Origin of the sequence: Vibrio sp. MACH09 (assembly GCF_033238805.1) — a bacterium.
Classification (GTDB): domain Bacteria; phylum Pseudomonadota; class Gammaproteobacteria; order Enterobacterales; family Vibrionaceae; genus Vibrio.
In genome coordinates this window covers 230,092-257,030 of the sequence record NZ_BSFZ01000001.1, presented here as the reverse complement: position 1 = coordinate 257,030, position 26,939 = coordinate 230,092, and the positions used below count along the sequence as shown (strand labels likewise).

Annotated in this window: 23 protein-coding genes and 6 tRNA genes; 10 read left to right on the top strand and 19 right to left on the bottom strand. The window is 42.2% G+C overall.

Features of this window, described 5'->3' with window-relative positions:
- Position 1 precedes the first annotated feature (1 nt).
- The 7 genes from hflK to tsaE form a co-directional block, all read right to left on the bottom strand.
- Positions 2–1,204, bottom strand: a complete 1,203-nt coding sequence (hflK, locus tag CHJ_RS01160; RefSeq protein ID WP_317916667.1) for an FtsH protease activity modulator HflK — start codon at positions 1,202–1,204, stop codon at positions 2–4.
- A 27-nt stretch (positions 1,205–1,231) separates the two neighbouring features.
- Entirely contained in the window at positions 1,232–2,539 is a 1,308-nt protein-coding gene (hflX, locus tag CHJ_RS01155; protein WP_317916666.1) for a ribosome rescue GTPase HflX, read from the bottom strand.
- 29 nt (positions 2,540–2,568) lie between these two features.
- A complete protein-coding gene (gene hfq / locus CHJ_RS01150; protein WP_171754857.1) occupies positions 2,569–2,835 on the bottom strand; it encodes an RNA chaperone Hfq in 267 nt (88 codons plus the stop codon).
- A 174-nt stretch (positions 2,836–3,009) separates the two neighbouring features.
- Positions 3,010–3,942: a tRNA (adenosine(37)-N6)-dimethylallyltransferase MiaA gene (gene miaA, locus CHJ_RS01145; protein WP_171754858.1), complete on the bottom strand. Its 933-nt coding sequence runs from the start codon at positions 3,940–3,942 to the stop codon at positions 3,010–3,012.
- 8 nt (positions 3,943–3,950) lie between these two features.
- Positions 3,951–5,936: a DNA mismatch repair endonuclease MutL gene (gene mutL / locus CHJ_RS01140; RefSeq protein WP_317916665.1), complete on the bottom strand. Its 1,986-nt coding sequence runs from the start codon at positions 5,934–5,936 to the stop codon at positions 3,951–3,953.
- Positions 5,933–7,633: a LysM peptidoglycan-binding domain-containing protein gene (locus CHJ_RS01135; protein WP_317918059.1), complete on the bottom strand. Its 1,701-nt coding sequence runs from the start codon at positions 7,631–7,633 to the stop codon at positions 5,933–5,935. Before CHJ_RS01135 ends, mutL begins: the two co-directional genes overlap by 4 nt.
- A 17-nt stretch (positions 7,634–7,650) precedes the next feature.
- A complete protein-coding gene (gene tsaE, locus CHJ_RS01130; protein WP_171754860.1) occupies positions 7,651–8,115 on the bottom strand; it encodes a tRNA (adenosine(37)-N6)-threonylcarbamoyltransferase complex ATPase subunit type 1 TsaE in 465 nt (154 codons plus the stop codon).
- 264 nt (positions 8,116–8,379) lie between these two features.
- Between tsaE and queG the strand changes: the two genes are divergently transcribed.
- On the top strand, positions 8,380–9,492 hold the full coding sequence (gene queG, locus CHJ_RS01125) for a tRNA epoxyqueuosine(34) reductase QueG (RefSeq protein ID WP_317918058.1): 1,113 nt from the start codon (positions 8,380–8,382) through the stop codon (positions 9,490–9,492).
- Positions 9,493–10,165: 673 nt separating this feature from the next.
- On the opposite strand, the gene CHJ_RS01120 is transcribed toward queG, so the two are convergent.
- The 7 genes from CHJ_RS01120 to orn all read right to left on the bottom strand — a co-directional run bounded on the left by CHJ_RS01120 (position 10,166) and on the right by orn (position 12,026).
- Positions 10,166–10,242, bottom strand: a tRNA-Met gene (locus tag CHJ_RS01120).
- 109 nt (positions 10,243–10,351) lie between these two features.
- Positions 10,352–10,427: transfer RNA gene (locus CHJ_RS01115), tRNA-Gly, on the bottom strand.
- A gap of 220 nt (positions 10,428–10,647) precedes the next feature.
- Positions 10,648–10,724 (bottom strand) — tRNA-Met (locus tag CHJ_RS01110).
- Positions 10,725–10,829: 105 nt separating this feature from the next.
- Positions 10,830–10,905 (bottom strand) — tRNA-Gly (locus tag CHJ_RS01105).
- A 127-nt stretch (positions 10,906–11,032) separates the two neighbouring features.
- Positions 11,033–11,109, bottom strand: a tRNA-Met gene (locus CHJ_RS01100).
- A gap of 109 nt (positions 11,110–11,218) precedes the next feature.
- Positions 11,219–11,294: transfer RNA gene (locus CHJ_RS01095), tRNA-Gly, on the bottom strand.
- A 186-nt stretch (positions 11,295–11,480) separates the two neighbouring features.
- Positions 11,481–12,026, bottom strand: a complete 546-nt coding sequence (gene orn / locus CHJ_RS01090) for an oligoribonuclease (protein WP_171754862.1) — start codon at positions 12,024–12,026, stop codon at positions 11,481–11,483.
- 141 nt (positions 12,027–12,167) lie between these two features.
- On the opposite strand from orn, the gene rsgA reads away from it, so the two are divergent.
- The 4 genes from rsgA to CHJ_RS01070 all read left to right on the top strand — a co-directional run bounded on the left by rsgA (position 12,168) and on the right by CHJ_RS01070 (position 16,963).
- On the top strand, positions 12,168–13,223 hold the full coding sequence (gene rsgA, locus CHJ_RS01085; RefSeq protein ID WP_171754863.1) for a small ribosomal subunit biogenesis GTPase RsgA: 1,056 nt from the start codon (positions 12,168–12,170) through the stop codon (positions 13,221–13,223).
- Between the two features lie 83 nt (positions 13,224–13,306).
- Positions 13,307–14,173, top strand: coding sequence for an archaetidylserine decarboxylase (asd, locus tag CHJ_RS01080; RefSeq protein ID WP_317916664.1), 867 nt, complete (start codon positions 13,307–13,309; stop codon positions 14,171–14,173).
- A 298-nt stretch (positions 14,174–14,471) separates the two neighbouring features.
- Entirely contained in the window at positions 14,472–15,890 is a 1,419-nt protein-coding gene (locus CHJ_RS01075) for an SLC13 family permease (RefSeq protein WP_171754865.1), read from the top strand.
- A gap of 185 nt (positions 15,891–16,075) precedes the next feature.
- Positions 16,076–16,963, top strand: a complete 888-nt coding sequence (locus CHJ_RS01070) for a DMT family transporter (RefSeq protein ID WP_171754866.1) — start codon at positions 16,076–16,078, stop codon at positions 16,961–16,963.
- 67 nt (positions 16,964–17,030) lie between these two features.
- Here the strand turns inward: CHJ_RS01070 and epmA are convergent, their stop codons facing one another.
- Entirely contained in the window at positions 17,031–18,005 is a 975-nt protein-coding gene (gene epmA / locus CHJ_RS01065) for an elongation factor P--(R)-beta-lysine ligase (RefSeq protein ID WP_171754867.1), read from the bottom strand.
- 267 nt (positions 18,006–18,272) lie between these two features.
- On the opposite strand from epmA, the gene frdA reads away from it, so the two are divergent.
- The 4 genes from frdA to frdD are packed head-to-tail and all read left to right on the top strand — an operon-like array spanning position 18,273 to position 21,617.
- On the top strand, positions 18,273–20,117 hold the full coding sequence (frdA, locus tag CHJ_RS01060) for a fumarate reductase (quinol) flavoprotein subunit (RefSeq protein WP_171755329.1): 1,845 nt from the start codon (positions 18,273–18,275) through the stop codon (positions 20,115–20,117).
- Positions 20,117–20,857, top strand: coding sequence for a succinate dehydrogenase/fumarate reductase iron-sulfur subunit (locus CHJ_RS01055; protein ID WP_171755328.1), 741 nt, complete (start codon positions 20,117–20,119; stop codon positions 20,855–20,857). Before frdA ends, CHJ_RS01055 begins: the two co-directional genes overlap by 1 nt.
- 3 nt (positions 20,858–20,860) lie before the next feature.
- Positions 20,861–21,244, top strand: a complete 384-nt coding sequence (gene frdC / locus CHJ_RS01050) for a fumarate reductase subunit FrdC (RefSeq protein WP_171755327.1) — start codon at positions 20,861–20,863, stop codon at positions 21,242–21,244.
- 7 nt (positions 21,245–21,251) lie between these two features.
- Positions 21,252–21,617: a fumarate reductase subunit FrdD gene (gene frdD, locus CHJ_RS01045; protein ID WP_411861552.1), complete on the top strand. Its 366-nt coding sequence runs from the start codon at positions 21,252–21,254 to the stop codon at positions 21,615–21,617.
- Positions 21,618–21,715: 98 nt separating this feature from the next.
- Here frdD and efp read toward each other — a convergent pair whose 3' ends face one another.
- The gene (efp, locus tag CHJ_RS01040; protein ID WP_171755205.1) at positions 21,716–22,282 is read right to left on the bottom strand and encodes an elongation factor P; all 567 of its coding nucleotides are present in this window, start codon (positions 22,280–22,282) and stop codon (positions 21,716–21,718) included.
- Positions 22,283–22,316: 34 nt separating this feature from the next.
- On the opposite strand from efp, the gene epmB reads away from it, so the two are divergent.
- Positions 22,317–23,357 (top strand): EF-P beta-lysylation protein EpmB, encoded by a 1,041-nt coding sequence (gene epmB / locus CHJ_RS01035; RefSeq protein ID WP_317916662.1) that lies wholly within the window; start codon positions 22,317–22,319, stop codon positions 23,355–23,357.
- 96 nt (positions 23,358–23,453) lie between these two features.
- On the opposite strand, the gene CHJ_RS01030 is transcribed toward epmB, so the two are convergent.
- From CHJ_RS01030 to astA, 3 genes are all read right to left on the bottom strand, one after another.
- Positions 23,454–24,245: a DUF1338 domain-containing protein gene (locus CHJ_RS01030; protein ID WP_317916661.1), complete on the bottom strand. Its 792-nt coding sequence runs from the start codon at positions 24,243–24,245 to the stop codon at positions 23,454–23,456.
- A gap of 68 nt (positions 24,246–24,313) precedes the next feature.
- Positions 24,314–25,771: a succinylglutamate-semialdehyde dehydrogenase gene (gene astD / locus CHJ_RS01025; protein ID WP_317916660.1), complete on the bottom strand. Its 1,458-nt coding sequence runs from the start codon at positions 25,769–25,771 to the stop codon at positions 24,314–24,316.
- 70 nt (positions 25,772–25,841) lie between these two features.
- A complete protein-coding gene (astA, locus tag CHJ_RS01020) occupies positions 25,842–26,861 on the bottom strand; it encodes an arginine N-succinyltransferase (protein WP_171755201.1) in 1,020 nt (339 codons plus the stop codon).
- Positions 26,862–26,939 lie beyond the last annotated feature (78 nt).

Genomic DNA, 26,939 nt, shown 5'->3' with positions numbered 1-26,939 from the left:
CTTAGTATCTCCCTTGACGTGTGCTAGTTGAACTAGAGGATGATGTCTGATTTTGATTGTCAGATCTTTGTGATTCAAGCTCAATATCATCATAAGCAGATGTTGATTGTGCTTTACGTTTTGTCGACGTTTCACTTGAAGATTGGCCTAACTTATCAATAGGTAAGTACAACAAGTTACCACTTGATTCAGAATCAATTAACACTTTAGATGTAGCTGTGTAAACTTCTTCCATTGTGTCTAAGTAAAGACGATCACGGGTAACGTTTGGTGCCGCTTGGTATTCTGGTAGTAATTTCTCAAACTGAGCTACCTGACCAAAAGCTTCATTAACAATACGTTCGGTATAACCTTGAGCTTCTTTCTTCAAACGTTCTGCTCGACCAGTCGCTTTCGGCAAGATCTCATTTTTATACGCTTCCGCTTCACGAATGAAACGCTCTTCATCTTCTCGCGCTGCGATAGCATCATCGAAAGCATCTTTTACTTGCTCAGGAGGACGTGCTGACTGGAAGTTCACATCAACAACAATCAAACCCATATCGTAGTTATCGATAATACGGTTCAACGTTTCTTGAGTACTTTGACGAATTTGTTGACGACCACTGGTCAAAATGCTGTCCATCAATGAGTCACCAATCACTGCACGCAATGCAGAATCAGTTGCTTGACGTAAACTATCGTCAGCATTGGTTACTCTAAACAGATATTTATAAGGATCCGACACACGGTACTGAACCCCCATTTCAACAGTTACTACATTTTCGTCTTTCGTTAACATGGTACCAGATGCACGTAATGCACGGATGGCCTGAACGTTAACCGGAGTAACTTCATCAATAAAGCGAGGACGCCAGTTCAAACCAGGATCAACGATATGATCGTATTTTCCTAGGCGTAAAACTACCCCTCTTTCTGCTTCACCAATTGTATAGAAACCAGAGAACACCCAGATAGCAATTGCTACGATGGCAATAAGACCTATTCCCATCGCTCCGCCGCTGCCACCTACTGAAGGTATTCCACCTTTTTTACCAAATTTTCCACCCAGCTTTTGACTTAGTTTATTGAACACTTCGTCCAAGTCTGGCGGTCCTTGATCTCGGCCACCGGAATTCCGGTTGCCACGATCTTTATTACCCCAAGGGTCATTATCGCGGCCATTATTATCGCCGTTATTGTTACCAGGCTCATTCCACGCCATTAGAAAGCTCCATCATTTGATATGACGTTATACTGTAGCAGCCCTTTGGTGAACGATAAAGTCACCTAAAACTGCCCCTTCTCTTTTCTCAAGTCTAGACCAATCTACTTGTTGCATTCGGATATTGATCAATAAGTTACCATCTGATTCATACTCTTCTTTTTGAATACTTTTCATATTGAAGAATGTACTACGAAAACGACCCTGATATTGGGGAGGAATTCGCAGCTGATACTGAACCATTTGGCTTGCCAAGCGCTCAGTGAGTGCTTGGAACAATAAATCAATGCCCTTACCTTCCATTGCAGAAACCCAGACAGTTTGAGGTAAACCCTCTTCATCTCGTTCAATACGAGGTTGTTGTCCTTCAAGATTATCAATTTTGTTCATCACTACCAAAGAAGGGATTTCATTTGCTTCAATCTCTTCTAGTACTTCATGAACAGCACTCATATTCTCTCGAAAACGATCATCACTGGCATCGACAACATGCAATAGGATGTCCGCTTCTTGTGTTTCTTGCAGCGTTGCTTTAAAGGCCGCAACTAGATCATGGGGGAGATGTCGGATAAAACCAACCGTATCCGCTAAAATAGCCACACCAACATCATCTAATTCGATCTTTCTTAAGGTAGGATCCAGTGTTGCGAACAATTGATCCGCAGCATAGACACCCGCCTCAGTAATACGATTAAACAGTGTTGATTTCCCCGCATTGGTATAACCAACCAACGAGATTGTCGGAATCTCAGCTCGATGACGAGCTCGTCGGCCTTGTTCTCGTTGTTTAGCAACTTTCGCCAAACGACGTAAGATTGCTTTTATTCTGTCACGCAGTAGACGCCTATCGGTTTCTAACTGTGTTTCACCAGGGCCTCTTAAACCGATACCACCTTTTTGTCTTTCAAGGTGAGTCCAACCACGAATAAGTCTCGTTGAAAGGTGACGTAGTTGAGCTAATTCAACTTGCAACTTACCTTCGTGGGTTCGGGCTCTTTGAGCAAAAATATCCAATATTAGGCCGGTACGGTCTACTACTCGACATTTGCACAACAGTTCAAGATTTCGCTCTTGAGCAGGAGAGAGGGCGTGATTAAAAATCACAATTTCAGCACCAGTCAACTGAACAGCTTGAGCTATTTCTTGGGCTTTCCCTTCTCCAACATAGTATTTGGAGTGCGGAGCTTGTCGGCTACCGGTGATTACCTGTAACGTATTGACTCCAGCAGAAGATACCAGCATTTCACATTCGCTAAGATCTTCCCACTCACCATCCTGAGTGAAATTTATATGAACAAGAATAGCCTGTTCACCGGCTTCATAACGGTCAAACAAGCAACTAACCTCGTGTTAAATTATAACTATTAATCTTCAGATTTCTCTTGTTGACGCTCTCCATGAGGGCGTTCTGTGTTGCTGTGGTGTGTTACCGCACGTGCAGGTACTACTGTAGAAATCGCATGCTTATACACCATTTGATTTACTGTATTCTTCAAAAGAATCACAAATTGATCAAAAGACTCGATCTGTCCTTGAAGTTTAATACCATTCACTAGGTAGATTGAAACTGGCACACGTTCGCGACGTAGCGCGTTTAAGAACGGGTCTTGTAAAGATTGCCCCTTAGCCATTTTATATTCCTTATTTGTTTGTTGTTGTTGTAATTATTTAGCTTATGGTGCTCGGCAATATTATTATTCTGCTTTTGCATTCGAGCTAAATGAATCAAATCAGCCTTTCCCATAACCTATAGTTCATAAGAGTAAGACTTTCACGCAAAAACGATCACATTATACACAGCAAAATCAGTTTGAAGCTATTGCCTCTGACATGATCTTATACGACTGTTCAATGTTCTCGCTATCTAACCAAGTTAAATTATCCCAACTGCGTAACCAGGTAATTTGTCGCTTGGCCAATTGACGGGTCGCGCAGATTCCACGAAATTTCGCTTCCTCTAAATCACAATTCCCATCTAAATAATCCCACATCTGTCGATAACCAACACACCTAATAGAAGGTAAATCCGGATGAAGCTCTTTACGAGAATAGAGTGATTTCATCTCTTGTTCAAATCCGGCGTCGATCATTTTATCAAACCTAAGCTCAATTCGACGATGCAGCTCTGCCCTTTCCTTAGGCGCTATTGCAAATTGCTTTACGTTAAAAGGCAGTTCATCCCCTTTAACTTGAGTCAATTCAGTTAATGTTTTACCTGAAATTCGATAAACTTCCAATGCCCTTGATAACCTTTGAGGATCATTCGGATGAATTCTTTGTGCAGAGACGGGATCAAGATCTCTTAATTGAGCATGTAATGCGCTCCAACCATCCTTTTCTGCTTCTAATTCTATCTGCTTACGAACCTCTGGATCAGCCGCTGGAAGTGGTGATAAGCCCTCAAGTAGGGCTTTGTAATACAGCATCGTTCCGCCAACGAGCAGAGGAATTCTTCCTGCATTAACGATCTCGTTCATCTCGATCAATGCATCACGTCTAAAGTCAGCAGCCGAATACGCATCAATGGGATCTAAAATATCAATCAGCCGATGAGGAGCCAAAGCTAACTCTTCAGCACTTGGTTTTGCGGTACCAATATCCATACCTTTATAGATAAGCGCTGAGTCAACACTAATGATATCGACCGGAAACTGTTTTCTTAATTTTATGGCTAAGTCGGTTTTTCCTGAGGCGGTTGGCCCCATTAAAAATAATGCTAATGGTAGTTCTTTTTTCATTCTCTGGCTTAGCCAATGCTTAACTTGGCAATAGTTGTGTCAAAATTAACAGCCTGAACAAATTGTTTGTCAGATAATGGCAAAACTCCCTGCCATAACTGTTCTAATTCAGTAATTATTTGAATCCCTTCAGATAAAGTATAGTCACATTTTACCTTAGTGACTTCTGTTGCTAACCAGTTCGCTAGAAAAGCCTCATTAATGTCACTTTTAGCGTCACCCAATAACAGCAACAACTCAGGAATTACGTGTTGTAAGTTTTGCTGACGTAATGGTTGAGGTACGCCCATTACCATTATGCTATCTGTCTGCTTTTCTTTTAGTTGAATCGCAAATTTTTCTAGTAATGGTTGTCGTTGCATCGCCTTTTCCACTAACTCTTTACCCACTTTAATTGACAATGGGACAAGCAAAGGTTGCACCGTTAATGCTTGCGAGTCTGTTTGCAACTGACCTAATACGCGATACCACTCTGCCTTTTCAAGTGACAATAATGCGGCATCATTATCAGTTTGCACAAGTAAGTACTTACTTTCAATTATACAGATTGCCTTTCCTATTTTACTGATTGGCTTTTCTATTTTGTCTAATTGATGATTACTCTGCTCTGGTTGATGTCTATCTTCACGATTAATTTTAACATCATCAAATTCTGGGGTGGTTAGCAGCTCTTTATATGCCTTTAATTCTTTTTGGCTTGGCGATGGCGTTAATTCATTACTTTTAGATCGCTGCTCTTTTTTTGAATATGACGCTCTAGGTATCGCACCTTCACCATTGTTGATGTTGGCTTGTTTTTGCTCGTTTTCATTTACCGCTTTAGTCCCAAAACTATCTTTATAACCCGCTCTACCAGGATAAGAGGGGATATTATTGATCACCTCTTGTTCTCTATATGTCACCACAGCAGGTTCTTCAACTTCCGACTTTTGCTCAACATTCGAATCGTTATCGACTCCATAAGCTGAATGGGTAGTTTTCGGCTGATCAATGTAATGGCTCTGTGCTAAAGCATCTGATAACGCTTGATAGATAAAATCATGAACCAGACGAGTTTGATGGAAACGTACTTCATGTTTTGCTGGATGTACATTAACGTCCACCTGATGTGGATCAAGCTCAATAAACAGAACATACGCAGCAAACTGATCTGACATCAAGCTTGTTTGATAACTTTGGCGAATAGCATGGTTTATAAGCTTATCTTTCATCATGCGTCCATTCACATAACAGTACTGCAGATCATTTTGTTGACGAGCACCATCAGGAGAAGTAATCCAACCATGCAACTTCATTCCGTTGTGTTCCAGTTGGATACTAAGCATGTTTTTAACAAAGTTACTGCCACAAACTGCGCCAATTCTTTTCTCAGTTTGCAGTTGATTTTTGGCACTTCGGTACTGTCTTACTCCTTTACCGTTATGTCGTAAGTTAATGGTGACATCAAATCGGCTGAGAGCAATACGCTTTAACAGCTCATCAATATGAGTAAACTCTGTTTTCTCAGTTCGAAGAAACTTTCGTCTGGCAGGGGTATTGAAGAACAGATCAAGTACTTCTACAGAAGTACCAATAGGATGTGCCGAAGGTTTCAACTGCACTTCCATTTCGCGACCTTCACTATACGCAGCCCAAGCCTGATCTTGTGTTGCAGTACGGGAAGTCAGCGTTAACCTAGATACAGAGCTGATACTTGCTAATGCTTCACCTCTAAACCCCAAGCTAACAATAGCTTCGAGATCATCCAGCGTATGAATTTTTGACGTGGCATGACGACTCAGCGCAAGCGTCAACTCATCTTGAGGGATACCTTTACCATTATCGCGAACACGAATTAACTTACTGCCCCCCTTCTCGATATCAATATCGATACGGGTAGCACCAGAGTCTAAGCTATTTTCTACCAACTCTTTAACCACTGAAGCAGGTCTCTCAACCACTTCTCCAGCTGCTATTTGGTTCGCCAGTCTCGCCGGCAGTATTTTTATCGTCATCTATTTGGTATAACCAGAACTTGGCCAACAGCTAGCTTATCGGAACGCAGCTTATTCGCGCTACGGATACCATTAACTGTCACACCGTATTGAGAAGCGATTTTACTTAAGAATTCCCCGCGTTTTACTTTATGTTTACGAATAGGAACATCTTTAAGTTTGACGGTTATTTTCAGCTTTTGTCCAACCCAAAGGGTCTCTTTTTTCAGCCTATTCTGTGCTTTGATGCTAGCCACTGTGACTTTGTATTTGGTCGCTATTTTACCGAGATACTCTCCAGACTTAACCACGTGGGTAATCACCTTTGTTTCTACTGGGTTTGCTTGTTTTTTAACAACAATAGGTGAACGATTAGCTGGAATGATCAGTACCTGACCAATAGCTAAGCCGCTGCTTTTAAGATTATTAGCACGCATTAATGCCTGTGTGGTGACACCATATTTTTTTGAAATCACAGATAAAGACTCTCCTCTAGAGACTTTATGCTTCTTCGCATTTCGCCGTTGTGCAAACAGAGTGCCTTCAGGTGGTGTGGTTTCAAAGTACTGAACAATCGCTTTGGTTAAAGCTGTCGCCAACTTATCTTGATGCGTTCGCTGGAAAAGCAGCTTTTCCTCAGTCGGATTAGAGATAAAACCCGTTTCAACCAATACAGAAGGGATATCTGGTGACTTTAAAACGGCTAGACTAGCGTGGACAGGATCTTTTTTATGTAAACGTGTCACTTTCCCCATTTCCTTTAGGATATGAGTCGCAACCTTAAAGCCCTCTTTTTGAGAATGACTGAATTGCAGATCTAACAAAGTTTGGCTGACATTTTTATCGGTATTCGTTTTTGACAGAACTTCACCTGCGCCACCTAATAACTCAGATTGCTGTTCTTGTTTTTCTACCCAGCGAGCTATTTCTGAGTTTGCACGCGACATATTCAATACGAATACGGAGCCCCCTCTAGGTTTAGGAGAGCGAAAACTATCTGCGTGAACAGAAATCAACAGATGGGCTTTATTTTTTCTTGCAATAGAAGAACGTTTATTCAGGTTAACAAAGTAGTCACCTTTTCGCGTCATTACCGCTTTGATACCTGGAATGCTATTTAGTTGCTGAGCAATCTTTTGCGAAATACTTAGGGTTGCATGCTTTTCATATTTTCGAGTAGGTCCGATGGAACCGGGATCTTCACCTCCATGCCCCGCATCTATCGCCACGATAATATCTGCCGTTCCAGCTAATTGAGAAGCATCTTTACTTACTTTTGGCTGAGTAACCGTTGCACTGCTTTTAGTTGGCGTTTTACTCGATGCTTGGTGTGGAATATCAATCACTAATCGGTGACCATACTCTCCACCAGGTGTTGGCTTTAATTTAAATAAATTGGCCGCTGCTTTTCGTTTTAATTCAAAAACCAGACGATAAGTACCTTTCTCTGGTGGGGTGCTTTTACGGACTTTGCTTAGAATTTTGCTGTTTTTAACCGTAATCGGCAATTTTGTATCAATGTTGGTTTTTTTCAGATCGACAACTAAACGATAGGGGCTGGATAAAGTAAAAAAGCTATACTCGACTTCAGTTTTTAGATCAATAACCACTCGAGTTTCGTCTGGCGACGGCCAAACTCGTAGACTTTCCAACGTATTTGCAGAAACGTTTGATGTTAACGCAGCAATCAATGTTGTGAATAAAATCAGGCAAAGTATTCTAAACTGCTTATAAATCAAGATAGCTCCATTCTACTAAGCAAATTTAAACCATAATCATTATTGGCCACCAAATAAGCAACTCTCTGCTCACCATGATAACGCAACTCAATATCTAGATCGGCTTCAGGCAGTAAACCCTGACCTTTCTCAGGCCACTCAACCAAGCAAATCGCATCATCGGTAAAATAGTCTCTTATCCCCATAAACTCGAGCTCTTCTGGATCTGCCAGCCGATATAAATCAAAGTGGTATACCTGCCAAGAAGCCAATTGGTAGGGTTCAACCAGGGTGTAAGTAGGACTCTTAACATTGCCTATATGACCGAGCGCTCTAATAAAACCTCGACTAAACGTTGTTTTGCCTGCACCTAAATCACCATGTAAATATATAGTTGTTTGTTGGCTGCATAAACTGGCTAAAGACGTTCCTAATTGAATAGTCGCCTGTTCATCATTTAAAGTCGTTGTTATTGTCTTCATTGTACTTATTTATCTTCTATCTTCACTGATTACAAAAATCAAAAGAACAGCAATAGTAAACCTTATTCAAATTGAGAGACAAGACCCTAGCGAATAAGTTTCAAATTTACTACTACTTCAGAGAAACTCAATGGCAATCTTCTCTTCAAACAGCCAAGTTAAATGGCCTGTTCTGCTCAGCGATACATCCATCGATTGAGTTGTTTTAGTATATAGATAAATCAGCTAAAATTGATGTCATTATTTATAATAATTTTAATTATCATGGACTATCAAGAACTATCTGACAATATCAAAAACTGGGGAAAAGAACTTGGTTTTCAGCAGGTTGGTATCTGTGATATAGATTTATCTAAGTATGAACAAGCGATGCTTGATTGGTTAGATGCGGGTTACCACGGTGAAATGGAATGGATGGCCAGACACGGCACGATGAGATCCCGACCAGATGAACTACTGCCCGGTACCTTACGAGTTATCAGTGTAAGGCTGGATTATCTACCACCTGAAGCTCAGTTTTCTTCTGATTTAAGCGACACTAATCAAGGATATATTAGCCGCTACGCACTTGGACGCGACTATCATAAACTATTAAGAAATCAGCTTAAAAAGCTTGGTCAAAAAATAGAGCAACAAGTCAACGAACTAGGTTATAGACCCTTCGTTGATTCCGCCCCTATTTTAGAACGACCTTTAGCACAAGAAGCCGGTTTAGGTTGGATTGGTAAACACTCGCTTATTATTAACGAGAATGCAGGTTCCTGGTTTTTCTTAGGTGAACTACTTGTTGATATACCACTGCCCGTGGATAAACCAGCAACAAATGAGTGCGGAAAATGTCGAGCATGTATAACCTCCTGTCCAACGAACGCGATTATTGATGACGCAGTTGTCGATGCAAGAAGGTGCATTTCATATTTAACTATTGAGCTTGACGGTACTATCCCAGTTGAATTTCGAAAAGCGATAGGGAATAGGATATACGGCTGTGATGACTGTCAGTTAGTTTGCCCGTGGAATCGCTTCTCTGAGCTAACGGAACAACCCGATTTCTATAGAAAAAAAGAATTCCAATCTAATGAATTATTAACGCTATTTTTATGGAGCGAGCAGGAGTTTTTAAAAAGATTAGAAGGTTCCGCAATACGACGCATTGGTTACATTCAGTGGCTAAGAAATATCTCCGTCGCATTAGGCAATGCTCCTTATTCATTAGAAATAGTAAGCGCACTCGAGAATAGACTAGGTATTAACTCCATATTGGATGAACATATTACTTGGGCAATTGAACAACAAACGAATCAACTGCCGTATAAAAACACAAAAACAGAGCGATTAATCCGTATCGTACAAAAAGGATTACCACGTGATGCCTAAAATGGGCACTTTATTGATTAGTGCCTATTTCCATTTTCCGCTTATACCCATTCAAGTACTCAAATATAAATTAATGCAATTGGTATCATTTCTTTATATAAATAATAATGACTATTTTATGAGCTATTTATTTGACATTGCCCTCAAAAATGAGGTGTGGAAAAGAAATATAGCCTTATAGCAAAACGTTTACTTAGAAAAAGTTAAACACATTAGTAAGAAATGACAAAGATCAATGAAAAATCAGTTAATGATCCTTTCAGATCATCCCCCACCAAAGAGAAAACCCACTACAACACTTAAATATCAACAGGTTACGTTTGATTGATTGGGTAATTAGACCTTTGTTTTCATAGTAATGATCTTGCAATAATAAGAAATATCGTAGGGAAAATAATTTTATTCACTAGGTTATCCACAGAACTTGTAATGTGGATAAGTCTGTTAATTATTTTTTAAAAACTGGACAGAGCCACCGAAAATGCTGAGCTAAAGCGGTGGAAAATTTTTATTGATAAAACACTAAGTATTTTGATGTTTGATGTAATGCTTCACAGCATTAAAAGAGCGATACAACTGGGTATATTACCCAACAACAAAGGATAAATTGCTTTTGTGAGATTTTGTAAAACTTGGAACAAGATAAAGAGCAGTATTTTCTCAAAAGAGAAATTGGTTGCGGGGGCCGGATTTGAACCGACGACCTTCGGGTTATGAGCCCGACGAGCTACCAAGCTGCTCCACCCCGCGTCCGTGTTTCATCATTTAAAGCATGATGATGGCTTATTCTTTCTAATTAAAGAAAGTGTAGCGTCATTGATTGTCGCTACCATTTATCGCCAAAGCGATAAATAAAATTTGGAGCGACACACGAGGTTCGAACTCGTGACCTCAACCTTGGCAAGGTTGCGCTCTACCAACTGAGCTAGTGTCGCAAAATCATCTGAAATTGAATCAAACAATCTAAATTTGGTTGCAGAGGCCGGACTTGAACCGATGACCTTCGCTAGGTTCTATGAATAGCTGAGCCCGACGAGCTAGCGAATCACAACACCTTTAAACTTAATTGCAGAGGCTGGACTTAAACCGATGACCTTCGCTAGGTTTTATGAATAGCTGAGCCCGACGAGCTAGCGAATCACAACACCTTTAAATTGGTTGCGGGGGCCGGATTTGAACCGACGACCTTCGGGTTATGAGCCCGACGAGCTACCAAGCTGCTCCACCCCGCGTCCGTGTTTCATCATTTAAAGCATGATGATGGCTTATTCTTCCTAATTAAAGAAAGTGTAGCGTTATTGTCGCTACCATTTATCGCCAAAGCGATAAATACAATTTGGAGCGACACACGAGGTTCGAACTCGTGACCTCAACCTTGGCAAGGTTGCGCTCTACCAACTGAGCTAGTGTCGCAAAATCATCTGAAATTGAATCAAACAATCTAAATTTGGTTGCAGAGGCCGGACTTGAACCGATGACCTTCGCTGGGTTTTATGAATGGCTGAGCCCGACGAGCTAGCAAATCACAACACCTTTAAATTGGTTGCGGGGGCCGGATTTGAACCGACGACCTTCGGGTTATGAGCCCGACGAGCTACCAAGCTGCTCCACCCCGCGTCCGTGTTTCATCATTTAAAGCATGATGATGGCTTATTCTTTCTAATTAAAGAAAGTGTAGCGTCATTGATTCTCGCTACCATTTATCGCCAAAACGATAAATAAAATTTGGAGCGACACACGAGGTTCGAACTCGTGACCTCAACCTTGGCAAGGTTGCGCTCTACCAACTGAGCTAGTGTCGCAAACTGAATCGTCTTTCGTCGTTCAGGGCTGCGAATTATAAGAGCATTTTTTTGTGATGCAAGTCCTTCTTCAAAAAAAGTGAGTTTTTTTTACTACTTGCTGAAAAAAGAACCAATAAACTCACCCAGAGGAGTGCATTAACACGCTAACTCCTCATATTGATGTCTCTGAGTATGGAGCAGAGTCTAAATAGAGAAGATGTTGTCTCGATAATATTTCAGTTCCGCAATAGATTCGCGAATATCATCTAGTGCCAAATGGCTCCCCGTTTTAGAAAAACCATCCAATACTTCTGGTTTCCAACGACGAGTTAGTTCCTTTAAAGTACTTACATCAACATACCGATAATGGAAATACTCTTCTAGTTCAGCCATATGCTTGTATAAAAAGCGTCTATCCTGCCCAATACTATTACCACAAATAGGAGATTTTCCTTTAGGAACCCACTTCTCTAAGAAAGTAATCGTCTGCTTAATCGCTTCTTGCTCATCAATATTGCTTGCACGAACTCGCTCTACCAGCCCACTACCTGTATGTGTTGTTGTACACCACTCATCCATTTTATCTAATTCTTGCTCTGACTGATGAACAGCAATGGTAGGGCCTTCCGCTAATATATTTAATTCGCTGTCTGTCACAATTGTCGCGATTTCGATGATCTTGTGCTGTTCCGGGTCTAACCCCGTCATCTCAAGATCTACCCAAATTAAATTTTGATCACTGAATGACATTGATGAATTGCCTATTTTGTCGATAAAAAAGGTATGATACTCGTCCAAAGGTGAAACAACCATAGGCTGTGTTAACGTTTCGAGGTTTCTCGTTACTGTTGAACAACGTAAAAATAGCCCCCGATAAGGCAACAAGATACTGTGGCAAAAAAGAAAAAGCTGACAAAAGGTCAAGTTCGACGCGTTCGAAACAATCAGAGTAAGCGTCTGAAGAAAGACGATAATGTTCAATGGAACGAAGAGATGCTAGGCGACACAAAAAGTGGTTTAGTCATTACTCGTTTCGGTCAACATGCTGACATTGAAGATACCGTCACAAAAGAGATCCATCGCTGTAACTTGCGTAGAGGCATTGAAAGTCTTGTCTCTGGAGACAATGTAATTTGGCGGGCAGGTCTTGAATCTATGGCTGGAATTTCAGGTGTCGTTGAAGCGGTAAAAGAGAGAAGCTCCATTTTAACTAGGCCAGATTATTACGATGGTTTAAAGCCTGTAGCTGCTAATGTAGACCAAATGGTGATTGTATCTTCTGTATTGCCTGAACTGTCTCTCAATATTATCGATCGCTATCTCATTGCGTCAGAAACATTGCATATAGCTCCTCTTATTGTATTGAATAAAATTGATTTACTCTCTTCAGAGCAAATAACCGAGTATCGTGAACAGCTCTCCATTTACGAAAAAATTGGCTATAAAGTTCTATTTGTAAGTAAAGAGTCAGGTGAAGGCATAAGTCAGCTTGAAAGCGAATTACAAGATAGGATTAATATTTTTGTTGGGCAATCTGGCGTAGGAAAGTCTAGTTTGGTCAATGCATTGCTACCAGAGGTTAACGTTGAAGAAGGTGCGGTGTCGGAAAACTCAGGATTAGGCCAACACACTACAACAGCAGCTCGACTGTACCACTTCTCTACTGGTGGTGATTTAATTGATTCTCCAGGAATACGAGAGTTTGGTTTGTGGCACCTAAACCAAGATGAAGTGACAGAGGCATTTGTTGAGTTTCGTCCACATCTAGGAGGATGCAAATTCCGAGACTGTAAGCACCTCGATGATCCCGGCTGTATTTTGCGCCAAGCCGTTGACGAAGGAAAGATATCTGCAATACGCTTTCAGAGTTATCACCGAATTATCGATAGCATGACAGAGAACAAAGCCAATCGACAATATTCTCGAAACAAAAAAGCCGATCTTTAATTACTAGAGACAATTAACATACTGACAACCTTGGTAAGATTAAGTACTATCTCGCCACTTGTCTGACACTAAATGACATCATTATGAAACTATCTGATCGAATTAAAATTTGGTTCCAAGTCTGGGCACCAAAACATGCCATTACCCGACTTGTCGGTTTATTAGCCGCAGCCGAGCTGGGGAAATTTACTACCATGATAATCCGACTGTTTATCAAGCAGTACAAGATTAATATGGACGAAGCTCGCCACTCAGATCCTGCTTTTTTCTCGTCATTTAACTCTTTTTTTGTTAGAGAACTAAAAGGGGGAGCGAGACCCCTTACGGAAGATAGCAATGTGATCACTCACCCTGCGGATGCATGCGTCAGTCAATTCGGTGCTATTGATGATGGTCAACTTGTTCAAGCCAAAGGACACCAATATTCTGCACAAGAATTATTAGGTGGTGATGCTGATTTGTATAAAGAGTTTGAAGGCGGTGATTTTGCGACGCTTTATCTCTCTCCTAGTGACTATCACCGTGTTCATATGCCATGTGATGGTATCTTACGTAAGATGATATACGTACCAGGAGATCTCTATTCAGTAAATCCTCTTACCGCCGAGAACATTCCTAACCTGTTTGCCAGAAACGAGCGTGTTGTCTGTATTTTTGACACCAAATTTGGCCCTATGGCTCAGATACTTGTTGGTGCAACCATTGTAGGAAGCATAGAGCTTATTTGGGCAGGAACAGTCACTCCACCAAGAGGGAACAGTGTATATAGCTGGGACTATCCAGCATCAGGACACAACGCTGTTTCACTAAGTAAAGGTGAAGAAATGGGCCGCTTTAAACTGGGCTCAACGGTTATCAATCTATTTGCCAAAGAAGCCATTGATTTTGATTCCAGTATGGAGAATGGTGTCACCACTCGATTAGGAACTCCTTACGCCAATATCAAATAATCGATATCCTTCATTAATAAAATCATCAATATTAAGTCATAAGCAAAATTGACATTGCTTATGACTTTTTTGCTTTAAATGCCTCAATTTATTGACCAATAACAAATCGCTGAAAAAAAATTCCTTCTTATTTTCAAAACTCTATGCGGATCTTAGTAAGCAGGTTTGGCTTACTTTATGCTAGTTTGCAGACAATTTTAAACTTTAGACCGATGGCCAATGAAAACACTCTTTTTAACGTCAAAAATGTAAATTCAAAGGTAAGCCTTTCGGTATCAATAACGAGGTTACGCGTACGATGAAGAAAAAAATCAATCCGGCAACGCTAATAAAACTCTTTATTTGCTTTGCCATCCCGTCTTTGGTTTTGATGATACCGATTGATTCCATCCCCATAGATGATCTCACATTAATACAGCACCGCCTCTTAGCGATATTTTTGTTAGCTGCGCTACTATGGGTATTGGAACCTGTCCCAGTGTTTGCAACTTCAATTCTTATTATTGCCCTTGAACTGATAATGATTTCAAATAAGGGGCTGCATCTATTCAGAGAGCCCCCTCTTGGTCATGATCTTGGCGAATTGATGAATTATAAAGATATTTTCAGTGCATTTTCATCACCAATCATCATTCTATTCATGGGGGGATTTGCTCTCGCTATCGCAGCCTCAAAATACGAATTAGATAACAACCTTGCACGAGTATTGTTAAAACCTTTTGGTAAGAAACCGAAATTTATCATGCTCGGTTTAATGCTAATTACCGCTGTATTCTCTATGTTTATGTCCAATACCGCGACAACGGTTATGATGCTGGCTCTACTAGGCCCAATCGTAGCATCGGCACCCAAAGGAGATTTGGGTATTAAGGCTCTGGTGTTATGTGTGCCCATTGCTGCTAACACGGGTGGTATTGCAACTCCAATAGGGACACCTCCAAACGCCATTGCCTTACAGTACCTCACTGGTGAAAACAGCATCGACTTTCTTTCTTGGATGATGATGGGACTTCCATTTGTGATTGTGCAATTAACTTTTGCATGGTTCCTACTACAAAAACTGTTTCCCTCTTCCCAAGAGGAGATGACTTTAAAACTGGATGGTTCATTTAAAAAGAGTTGGCGAGCTATCGTCGTCTATGCCACATTTGCAGGCACCATTCTACTTTGGATGACAACAAAGCTGCACGGCATGAACACCTATGTGGTATCGATTATCCCACTTGCGGTGTTTACCCTTACCGGCATTATGGGCAAAGAAGAGTTGAAACAGATCAACTGGGATGTACTCTGGCTTGTTGCTGGTGGTATTGCCATCGGGATAGGGTTAGACAAAACGGGATTAGCTGAAGCACTCGCACACGCTATTGACTATGAATCTCTATCGCCATTCTCAGTCGTCATAACCTTATCTTTGGTCTGCTGGATTATGGCCAACTTTATGTCTAACACCGCAACGGCTAACTTGTTAATGCCAATAGCCGCCGCCATTGGCGCCTCAATGGAAAGCTTAGTGAGCATTGGAGGGTTACAAGGACTACTAGTCGTCGTCGCATTCTCAGCGTCACTGGGTATGATTCTTCCTGTATCCACACCACCTAACTCATTGGCATACTCTACTGGCTTTATTGAAAGCAAAGATATGGCGAAAACAGGGATCATCATTGGTGTTGTTGGCCTTCTTATTGTTTATGCCGCAGCACTCGTTATCACCTGATTTTTCAGTTCAAGTAACTTAATCTAAGAAGCACCTGTTATTGGTGCTTCTTTACTTTGTCATATAAGTCAACGTTCGCTCAGCAACATTAATCCCTCTCTGATGAATTTAATTCACTCTGCTCTCGCGGTTATTAAGATATTCGGGTAGCATGAATTCACCATCAATTGAAAATAATTATCATTATGAGCTATGAGTGGCTTGCTCTCGCAGCGGCGTTTTTATGGGCAATTTCCAGTTTAGTATCCGTCACGCCTGCTCGTCATCTCGGCTCATTTGCATATAGCCGATGGCGGATGGGCTGCACAGCCGTCATGTTAAGTGCTATGGCACTAATTAGTGGCGGTTGGCTAACCGTCACTAGCCAACATCTTACTCCCATGATGTTGTCAGGATTGATCGGCATATTTATAGGTGATACTGCTCTATTCGCCTGCATGAACAGAATGGGCCCACGACAAGCCGGACTCCTCTTCTCTTGTCATGCTGTTTTCTCCGCTATTATCGGTTATTTCCTGTTTAGTGAGACCATGCAGGGAAAAGAGTTATTGGGCGCCATTTTTGTTTTTTCTGGCGTACTAACCGCTATTTTTTTTGGTAAGAAAAAACAGCAACAGCACGACTGGGAAGCGGTTAAAGGAAACATTTGGATTGCCGTAGCATTAGGATTACTTGCTGCACTCTGTCAGGCTTTAGGGGGCATTATCGCTAAACCAGTAATGCAAACAGCGGTGGATCCAATAGCTGCATCAGCTATCCGAATGATTACCGCTTTTATCGCGCATCTCACCTTCCGGTTGTCAGGATCTAAGTTAGCTCTAGCACTAAAACCCATCACATTACGTATCTTTTTGATAACGGCTCTAAATGGTTTTCTTGCCATGGCGGTAGGCATGACATTGATACTCTATGCTTTGAGAGATGGTAATGTTGGTATGGTGGCGCTTCTCTCTTCAACAACACCTATCATGGTACTGCCAATATTATGGATATACATCAAACAGAGACCGAACAAATTTGCTTGGCTGGGGGCATTGATCGCCGTAATAGGCACTGGGCTCATTGTAAATTGATAAACAGAAAGGTCAGATTGCGGTGGGTCTGACCTTAATTTAAAGGAAGATTTAGATGGTTTAATGGCTATGCTCTTGGAAAAGAAAACGCTGTTACTTCATCTATATGCTGGCACTTCAACGCTAACATAACTAATCGATCAATACCCAATGCCACTCCGGCACACGCAGGAAGCCCCGCTTTTAACGCATCGATCAAATGGTAATCAATAGGCTGCATTTCTAGCCCCATTTTCAGTCGCTGCTGATTATCTTCTACAAATCTTGCTAGCTGCTCATCCGCATCATCCAGTTCATGGAAACCATTTGCGAGCTCTATTCCTTTAAAATAGACTTCAAAACGATCCGCAACTCGTGGATCACTCTTATTAATCTTTGCTAATGCAGCTTGGGAAGCAGGAAAGTCATACACAAATGCTGGCGATTTCTGACCGATATGAGGCTCAACACCAATACTAAAAAGCAGTTGTAATAACGTATCTCTATCTTGTTCATCGGCAGCAATATCCTCTAAGCCAATATTTTTAGCCACCTTTTTTAGAGCTTCCATTGAAGCTTCCAAAGGACAAACCTCTAGTACACTTAAAAATGCTTGCTGATAGGTCATTCTTACTGCTTTTCCACTATCTAAAACACGTTGTAGTAGCTCATCCATTTCATCCATTAAATCATGATGATCAAAACCAACCCGATACCACTCCAACATCGAAAATTCAGGGTTGTGATAACGTCCATTTTCTTCATTGCGAAACGCTTTACCAATCTGATAAATAGACCCACTTCCCGCCGCAAGAAGTCGCTTCATATGAAATTCAGGGCTAGTCATTAAAAACAGTGACTGTCCAGTCGAGTAACCGGGACCAACAAAATGAGTCTTAAAAGTATGTAAGTGAACATCCGTCACTGTTGCATGACTTATCGCGGGTGTTTCGACTTCCATCACCTCTCTTTCTAGAAAGAATTGACGAATAACTGAAAGCAGTTGAGCCCTGTTTTTAAGTTGTTGAATTGTTGCACTAGGTTGCCAGTTTTGTATTGTCATATTGCTATAAACTATTGGTAGATATGTAAAATTAAAATCGTTAAACGTAGCTCAGTGATACTTGTCACACATTACGTAAATCCTGACTTCTCTCTAGCATTTCTACGGCAAAAATCCATCAATATCAATTTTTTCCTGACATTGGTGCCGTAAACTAGTTAAAGGAATTAATTTAATAATAACGATCTAATGCAATTGCTGTTGGGATGGGCTTAATCACATAAGTTCATCCCTCATTATTTTGCTCACTCACACTGGAGGATAACTGTGAAAACCATAACCACAGATATCGCGGTCATCGGCGCTGGCGGCGCCGGTCTTCGTACTGCTATCGCAGCGGCTGAAGCCAACCCCGATTTAGAGATTGCTCTTATCTCTAAAGTATACCCTATGCGCTCGCACACGGTTGCAGCCGAAGGGGGCTCTGCTGCCGTCATCAAAGATGAAGATAGCTTAGACAACCACTTTAACGACACCGTTGGCGGGGGTGACTGGCTTTGCGAACAAAATGTTGTTGAGTATTTCGTCGAAAATGCCACTCGCGAAATGATTCAAATGGAACAATGGGGCTGCCCATGGAGCCGTAAAGAGAATGGCGACGTCAATGTTCGTCGATTCGGCGGCATGAAGGTAGAGCGTACTTGGTTTGCCGCGGATAAAACCGGCTTCCATATGCTGCACACCTTGTTCCAGACGTCCATCAAATACCAGCAAATCAACCGTTTTGACGAGTATTTCGTGGTGGATTTATTGGTGGAAGAGGACGAAGTACAAGGTCTTATCGCCATTCACATGTCAGAGGGTGAGTTAGTCACCATTAAAGCCAAATCTGTGGTTCTGGCGACAGGCGGTGCGGGTCGTGTTTATAACACCAACACCAATGGTGGCATTGTGACCGGCGATGGTATGGCATTGGCTTATCGCCATGGTGTGCCACTTCGTGACATGGAGTTTGTCCAGTACCACCCAACGGGGTTACCGGGCACCGGCATTTTGATGACCGAAGGGTGTCGTGGCGAAGGGGGCATCATTGTCAATAAGGACGGTTACCGTTACCTACAAGACTACGGCATGGGGCCTGAAACCCCTGTGGGCGAGCCAAAGAACAAATACATGGAGCTGGGACCGCGAGACAAAGTGTCACAAGCGTTCTGGCATGAGCAGCAAAAAGGCAACACCATCGACCACCCTCTGGGTGATGTGGTGCACCTAGACTTGACTCATCTTGGCGAAGAGTATCTGCAAGAGCGTCTGCCTTTCATCTGTGAATTAGCTAAAGCGTACGTTAACGTTGACCCGGCTAAAGAGCCGATTCCAATTCGTCCAACGGTTCACTACACCATGGGCGGCATTGAAACTGACCCAACGTGTGAAACCAAGATTAAAGGTCTGTTTGCCGTGGGTGAATGTGCCTCTTCAGGTTTACATGGTGCTAACCGTCTTGGCTCCAACTCACTGGCTGAGTTTGTGGTGTTTGGTCGTGTTGCCGGTGAGCATGCGGTGAAACGCGCGGAAGCTTTTAAAGGGTGGAATGATGTCTCCATCGCTAAGCAAGTTGACGCCGTTGAAGCGCGTATTCAGGCATTGCTTAATCAGCAAGGGGATGAAAACTGGGCCACCATTCGCACAGAAATGGGCGCCAGCATGGAATCGGGCTGTGGTATCTACCGCCGTGAAGATTTACTGCAAGAGACCATTGCCAAACTGACCGAGCTAAAAGCACGTTATAAAAACATCAGCATCAAAGACAAAGGCAAGGTATTCAATACCGACCTTCTGTACGCCATTGAAATTGGTTATGGACTGGAAGTGGCCGAAGCCATGGCACACTCTGCCATTCTTCGTCGTGAGTCACGTGGTGCGCACCAACGTTTAGATGAAGGCTGTACCGAGCGTGATGATGTGAACTACCTAAAACACTCACTGGCGCATTTCAATGAAGATGCTCCACCAAGCATCGATTACAGTGACGTTATCATCACCAAATCTCAACCGAAAGCCCGTTTGTATGGTGAGGCTGCGGAGAAAGCCGCTGCGCAAGAAGCGCAAGAAGCTCTTGTCGAAAAAGAAAAGACAGAGAAGGCCGCTAACGAAGCACAGGAGCAGAAATAATGTCCACAACTCGTATTCAAAAAATCGACATTCTGCGTTATGACCCTGAGAAAGATGCTCAGCCATACACGCAGACATTTGAAGTACCGTTTGATGACACCATGTCACTGCTGGATGCACTGGGGTACATCAAAGACCACCTAGACAAAGACTTAAGCTATCGCTGGTCTTGTCGTATGGCCATCTGTGGCTCATGCGGCATGATGGTCAATAACTACCCGAAATTGGCGTGTAAGACTTTCTTGCGAGATTACCCAGATGGCCTGCTCATTGAGCCACTGGCAAACTTCCCAATAGAGAAAGATTTGATTGTAGATATGACGCCGTTTATCGAACGTCTTGAAGCGCTCAAACCTTACATCATTGGCAACGACCGAACTCCGGAAGATGGGCCAAACAACCAAACCCCAGAGCAGATGGCAAAATACAAGCAGTTCGCCGCCTGTATTAACTGTGGCTTATGCTACGCCGCTTGTCCGCAATTTGGTTTGAACCCTGAGTTTTTGGGGCCTGCGGCTATCTCCTTAGCGCACCGTTATAACCTCGACAGCCGTGACAACGGCAAAGCTGAGCGAATGGAGCTGCTTAATGGTGAAAACGGCGTATGGGGCTGTACTTTTGTGGGCTTCTGCTCCGAAGTGTGTCCGAAGAACGTCGACCCAGCCGCTGCGGTCAACCAAGGGAAGATAGAGTCGTCCAAAGACTTTGTCATTGCCATGTTAACCCCACAGGAGGACTAAGGAATGAGTAACCGTAAACCTTATGTTCGCACAATGAATGCCACATGGTGGCAAAAAAGCAGCTTCTATCGTTTCTATATGTTACGCGAAGCAACGGTATTGCCGCTGATTTTATTTACCCTGTTCTTAACGTTTGGCTTAGGCAGCTTGGTGAAAGGGCCGGAATCATGGCAGGCGTGGTTAAGCTTTATGAGCAACCCTGTTGTTGTGGCCATCAATATCGTGGCACTGGCGGGCAGTCTTTTCCATGCACACACCTTCTTTGGCATGATGCCTCAGGTAATGCCGATTCGCATTAAAGGTAAGTTGCTGGATAAGAAAGTCATTGTATTGAGCCAGTGGGCGGCTGTTGCAGCCATTTCACTGATTGTACTCATCATCGTATAAGGAGCTTATTGTGGTAGATAAACATCCAAAACGTTCAGACGAGCCGGTATGGTGGGGTCTGTTTGGTGCTGGCGGCAGCTGGTTTGCAATGATAACGCCAGTAACCGTATTGGTACTGGGCATTCTTGTTCCATTAGGGGTGATTGATGCTGAAGCGATGAGTTACGAGCGCGTGGCCGATTTTGCCACCAGCTTTATTGGTGCACTATTTGTCATTGGAACATTAGCATTGCCTATGTGGCATGCAATGCACAGATTACACCACGGTATGCATGACTTAAAAATTCATATCGGTGTGGTCGGTAAAATTGCTTGCTACTTTATCGCGGCGTTAATTTCAGCATTGTCGGTTATTTTTGTATTCATGATTTAAATAACTCGACTTGTAAAAAAGGCCGATAAATCATCGGCCTTTTTACTATCTATAGATCTAGATAACTCAGATTATCTGAATCTCATTCAATATTAAAATTACTTAACACGACCAACATATTCTGCTGAACGGGTATCAACTTTAATCACTTCACCAATTTGAATAAACAAAGGTACACGTACTACGGCACCAGTTGTTAGGGTAGCAGGTTTACCGCCGGTACCTTGAGTATCGCCTTTCAGGCCAGGATCTGTCTCAGTAACTTCTAATTCAACAAAGTTTGGTGGCGTAACTGTAATTGGGTTGCCATTCCACAAAGTAATCATGCAAGTGTTGTTTTCCACTAGCCACTTTGCGTTTTCACCCACGGCTTTCTCATCAGCAGCAATTTGTTCGAATGTTTCTGCATTCATAAAGTGATAGAATTCGCCATCTGTGTATAGGTAATCGAGATCGATATCTAAAACATCGGCTAGTTCGAAAGATTCACCAGACTTAAATGTCTTCTCTAGCACCTTACCAGAAAGTAGTTTACGAATTTTAACACGGTTGAACGCTTGACCTTTACCCGGCTTAACATATTCATTATCTATGATTACGCAAGGCTCATTATCAAGCATTAATTTAAGACCACCTTTGAATTCATTAGTGCTAACTGTAGCCATTTTGTCCTCTTACATTTATTCGAGTTAAATTTTAATGTCGCATATCATAACCCGAAAAGCGGTCGCTGTTGAGCGAAACTGGATCAATGAATTAGCGAATGCGATCACTGATCCTGAAAAACTGCTTAATCATCTACAAATCCCAGTAGATAAATGGCCAAAAGATCAAAATGGTCATATTAGTTTTCAAGCAAAAGCTGCTTTTTCACAAAGAGTACCGATCAGTTTTATTGAGCGAATGGAAAAAGGGAATATTAATGACCCTCTACTTCGTCAAGTGCTGCCCATTAGCGAAGAATTAGTCATACACTCAGGCTATTCATCTGATCCGTTAGAGGAACAAGACAACGAGCAACCCGGAATACTGCACAAGTATAAAAACAGAGCATTATTAATACTCAAAGGCGGTTGTGCTGTTAATTGTCGTTACTGTTTTCGTCGTCATTTTCCATACAGCGACAACAAAGGAAGTAAATCCGTTTGGCAACACAGCATTGACTATATTGCTGCTCACACAGAACTCAATGAAATCATATTGTCTGGTGGTGACCCATTAATGGCGAAAGATCATGAGCTACAGTGGCTTGTAGATCGCCTTTCCAATATTTCTCACATAAAGCGTTTACGAATTCATTCGAGATTACCTGTCGTCATTCCTTCACGCATAACCGATGAACTATGCAACATTCTTTCCTCAACACGTCTTAAAGTGGTTTTTGTTTCTCACATTAATCATACCAATGAAATTGATGACACCTTAATTTCAGCGTTTAAGCGATTAAAGAACAGCGATGTTACGCTGCTAAATCAAGGCGTATTATTGAAAGGGGTGAATGATTCTGTAGCAGAACAAGTTTCACTCAATGAGACTCTCTTTGATGCGGGAATACAGCCATACTACTTACACGTGCTGGACAAAGTCCAAGGTGCCGCTCACTTCTATGTCAGCGATGCAGAAGCAAAAGCGATAATGGCAGAAATGATGACCCAAGTATCAGGTTATATGGTGCCAAAACTGACTCGTGAGATATCTGGCCGGCCAAGCAAGACACCACTAGATTTGGGTCTAGAGTAGATGAACCTGTTTAGGCCAAGTCGATGGAACAAAATAAGGGTTACGATGTAAATTGAGTTCCTCATGTAAACAATTAATATGAGGAACTCAATGAGATTAGCTGTCGGTGCTCTCAAAGATCTTATCGGCAGAAGCGGCCACAAAACCTTGATAAAGTTGACCACTATTCATCGGATAACGACGAGCAAATTCATAGAAGCCACCCGGTACCAACTGTTGCTCTCCCGCGAACATCACAGGAACACGATCAGCCATTGTAGACGATTGTTCCAACAGAACCTCTGGCGATCCTTTGACTTCACCACCAGATTCGTTAATAGCGAAACCAGCTTTTCGTAAATGATCATTCACGCCTTTGACGGTTTCAAAATGAGATAACTGATTTACACTAACCGTGAAGTGGTTAGCGCCATAACCGTGAGCTGACAGCCATGCTGCATACTCACTCTCTTTTGCTAACGTTAAGTAGTCCTGATAACTGATGTCCCATAAGCGTCCACCGTAAAGAAACTCACTACCCGCCAGTTTTTCAGCATCTATTTGTGCCACTAACTTAGCAACAATCTGTTGCAGCTCTTCAGAGCACAGTTCCACTTCCAATTGACTAATAAACACTTTGGGTTGATTTAAGTCTGGATGTTCAAAATGTTTCGCCGTCAGTTTTTTACTTTCAAAAACATAATCACCACACTCTTTATAACCCAAGGCTAAAAATGGCGCCGCCAAAGTTTCAATAGCCAATGGTGCATTAGAAAAGGTACGTAACGCAATGTGATCGTTAATAAGAGGTTCGCCCTCTTCTAACAGTTTATGTACCTGATTCGCTTCTGGACACAATCGTTCAATGTAGTCGTTCCATAAAGATTGGAATAACGCAGTTGGTGACATAGTAGTTCCCTTACTTTGTTCTATGAGTTAAAGGTTTATGGTACGACTGAATCCAAACCTATAAAAATTTATATCTCGACACCCGGGCTCAATGTTGCGGGTAATACGGTTTCCCCGCCTTCCATTGATGCCATTGGGTAAGCACAATAATCCGCTGCGTAATACGCACTCGGACGTAAATTACCAGACGCCCCAGGGCCACCAAATGGCGCATCGCCACTAGCACCAGTTAACTGACGGTTGCGGTTAACAATTCCGGCACGAATATGATCAACAAAGTAATCCCACTCTTTATCATCGGTCGAAACTAGACCTGCCGACAAACCGAAGCGAGTGTCATTTGCCATTTCTACCGCACTTTCCAGATCTTGATAACGCACCACCTGCAAAAGAGGACCAAAGTACTCTTCATCAGGTAACTCGGCGATATTGGTTACATCAATAATACCCGGAGAGACAAAAGCAGCTTTGCTATTTTTCGCTTCAATTAAGCTTTCTCCACCAAGTTGCTGTAAATTCTTTTGCGCATCAATTATAAACTGTGCTGCAGCAACAGAAATCTGAGGCCCCATAAATGGCTGAGGCTCTGCGAACGGTTGATCAACATTGATGTTTCTTGTGACCTCTAGCAACTTGCTCATCAACAAATCACCCTTGTCCCCAACAGGAACATAGAGACGTCGTGCACACGTACAACGTTGCCCTGCACTAATAAACGCAGACTGTACAATGGTATAAACTGTTGCATCCAGCTCGCCATACTGTTCAGAAATAACCATAGGATTATTTCCTCCCATTTCTAGTGCCAGCATTTTATCCGGCTGACCCGCAAACTGTTTATGAAGAATATGTCCTGTATTTGCGCTGCCAGTAAAGAGTAAACCATCGATGCCTTTCGATTCAGCAAGAGAAATACCTGTCTCTTTCGCACCTTGGACTAAGTTAATCACACCATTTGGTAGGCCGACTTTTTGCCAAAGTTTCATTAGTAACTCGGACGTAGCAGGAGTCTGCTCTGACGGCTTCAATACAACGGTATTGCCCGCTAACAATGCAGGAACAATATGTCCATTAGGTAAATGCGCAGGGAAATTATAAGGACCAAAAACAGCCATTACGCCTAAAGGACGATGACGAAGAACAACCTGATTCCCCGCGACTTCTCGTTGAGCATGGCCCGTTCTATCATGATAAGCTCGTATAGAAATAGCGATTTTTCCAGCTACTGCTCCGGCTTCTGTACGTGTTTCCCAAATCGGCTTCCCGGTCTCTTTAGCAATGATCTGTGCGATTTCTTCACTATTGGCTTTCACCTCTTCAGCAAACGCCAGTACATATTCCTCACGCTGCTCATAACTCAGCTTCTTCCACTGTAAGAAAGCGCCCCTAGCAGCCTTTACTGCCTGTTCTACTTGAGCAGGTGTTGCACTATCACCTTGCCAAACTACTTCGTTACTGTAAGGCGTTTTCGAATCTATCGCTTCGCCTTGGCCAGCAACCCACTGGCCTGAAATCCACTGAGTCATTAGAGTGTCCTTATTCTTTTTTTACTTGCAAAGAAAGCATTTGCAAAGAAATTGTTTACAAAAAAAGCCTTTATTGAGGAAGCATACGTACGTAGTCGCCACTATCGACTTCAAGAGCCGCTGCAACATCTTTCGCCAGTATCACTGTCTCCGATTCTTGATCGTAAGCGCCTTTTGCTGCCACACCTCTGAAGTTTTCAAAGGAAGTATTAACCAGCAAGTAATCCTGAGAACTAGAATGTTCAGAGATTTTCACCTTGGCTCTGAATGAGTGACGAACAGATTCAATATTGCGCATATCACATTCTACTGTTGGGCCTGCGTCGAAAATATCGACATAGTCTCGGCAAACAAAACCTTCATTTTCCAACAATTTCAGTGCAGGCACTGTGTTTTCATGCACCTTACCGATAACCTCTTGCGCTTCTTTACTGAGCAGGTTGATATAAATTGGCAATCTTGGCATTAAATCCGCGACAAACCCTTTTTTGCCAATTCCAACGAGATAATCAGCTAAGGTAAAGTCAATAGAGAAGAAATGGTCTTGTAGCCATTGCCAAAACGGCGAGTTTCCGTGTTCATCCGATACGCCTCGCATCTCGGCAAAAACAACTTTAGAGAAACGTTCCGGGTGTTCAGCCATCATTAAGAAGCGGCATTTAGACATCAAGCGTCCATTTAATCCACCACGGAATGCTGGTCTCAAAAACAGAGTACAAACTTCTGAACAACCAGTGTAGTTATTACCGAATGTCAGCAATTTTACGACATTATTCACTCCTAACTTTGGTGAAGAGTGAACAATTTTACTGATGTGGTAAGTATAAAATGGCACATCCCAACCAATAGACGCTTCTATTCCCGTTGTTCCACCAATTTCACCACTTTCCGAATCAACACCCACCATTAAATAACCTTCATCGGATGGTTCGGTGACATTCTGTTTACTAAAACTCTCTACTGAATTCTTGATTCGATTGGTTAGTAGCTCTTCATTTACTGGCAGTGAGGTAAATCCGTGTCCTGATTCTTCTGCGCATACCCGAAGTGCTTCATAGTCTGTTTTTTTAATAGGTCTAACAACCAGCATTTTATACTCCTTTTGCTGTCGTAGATTTGAGGGGACGAGTCGAGTTGAAAGAGAAGCAAGGCGATGCCAAATGCAACG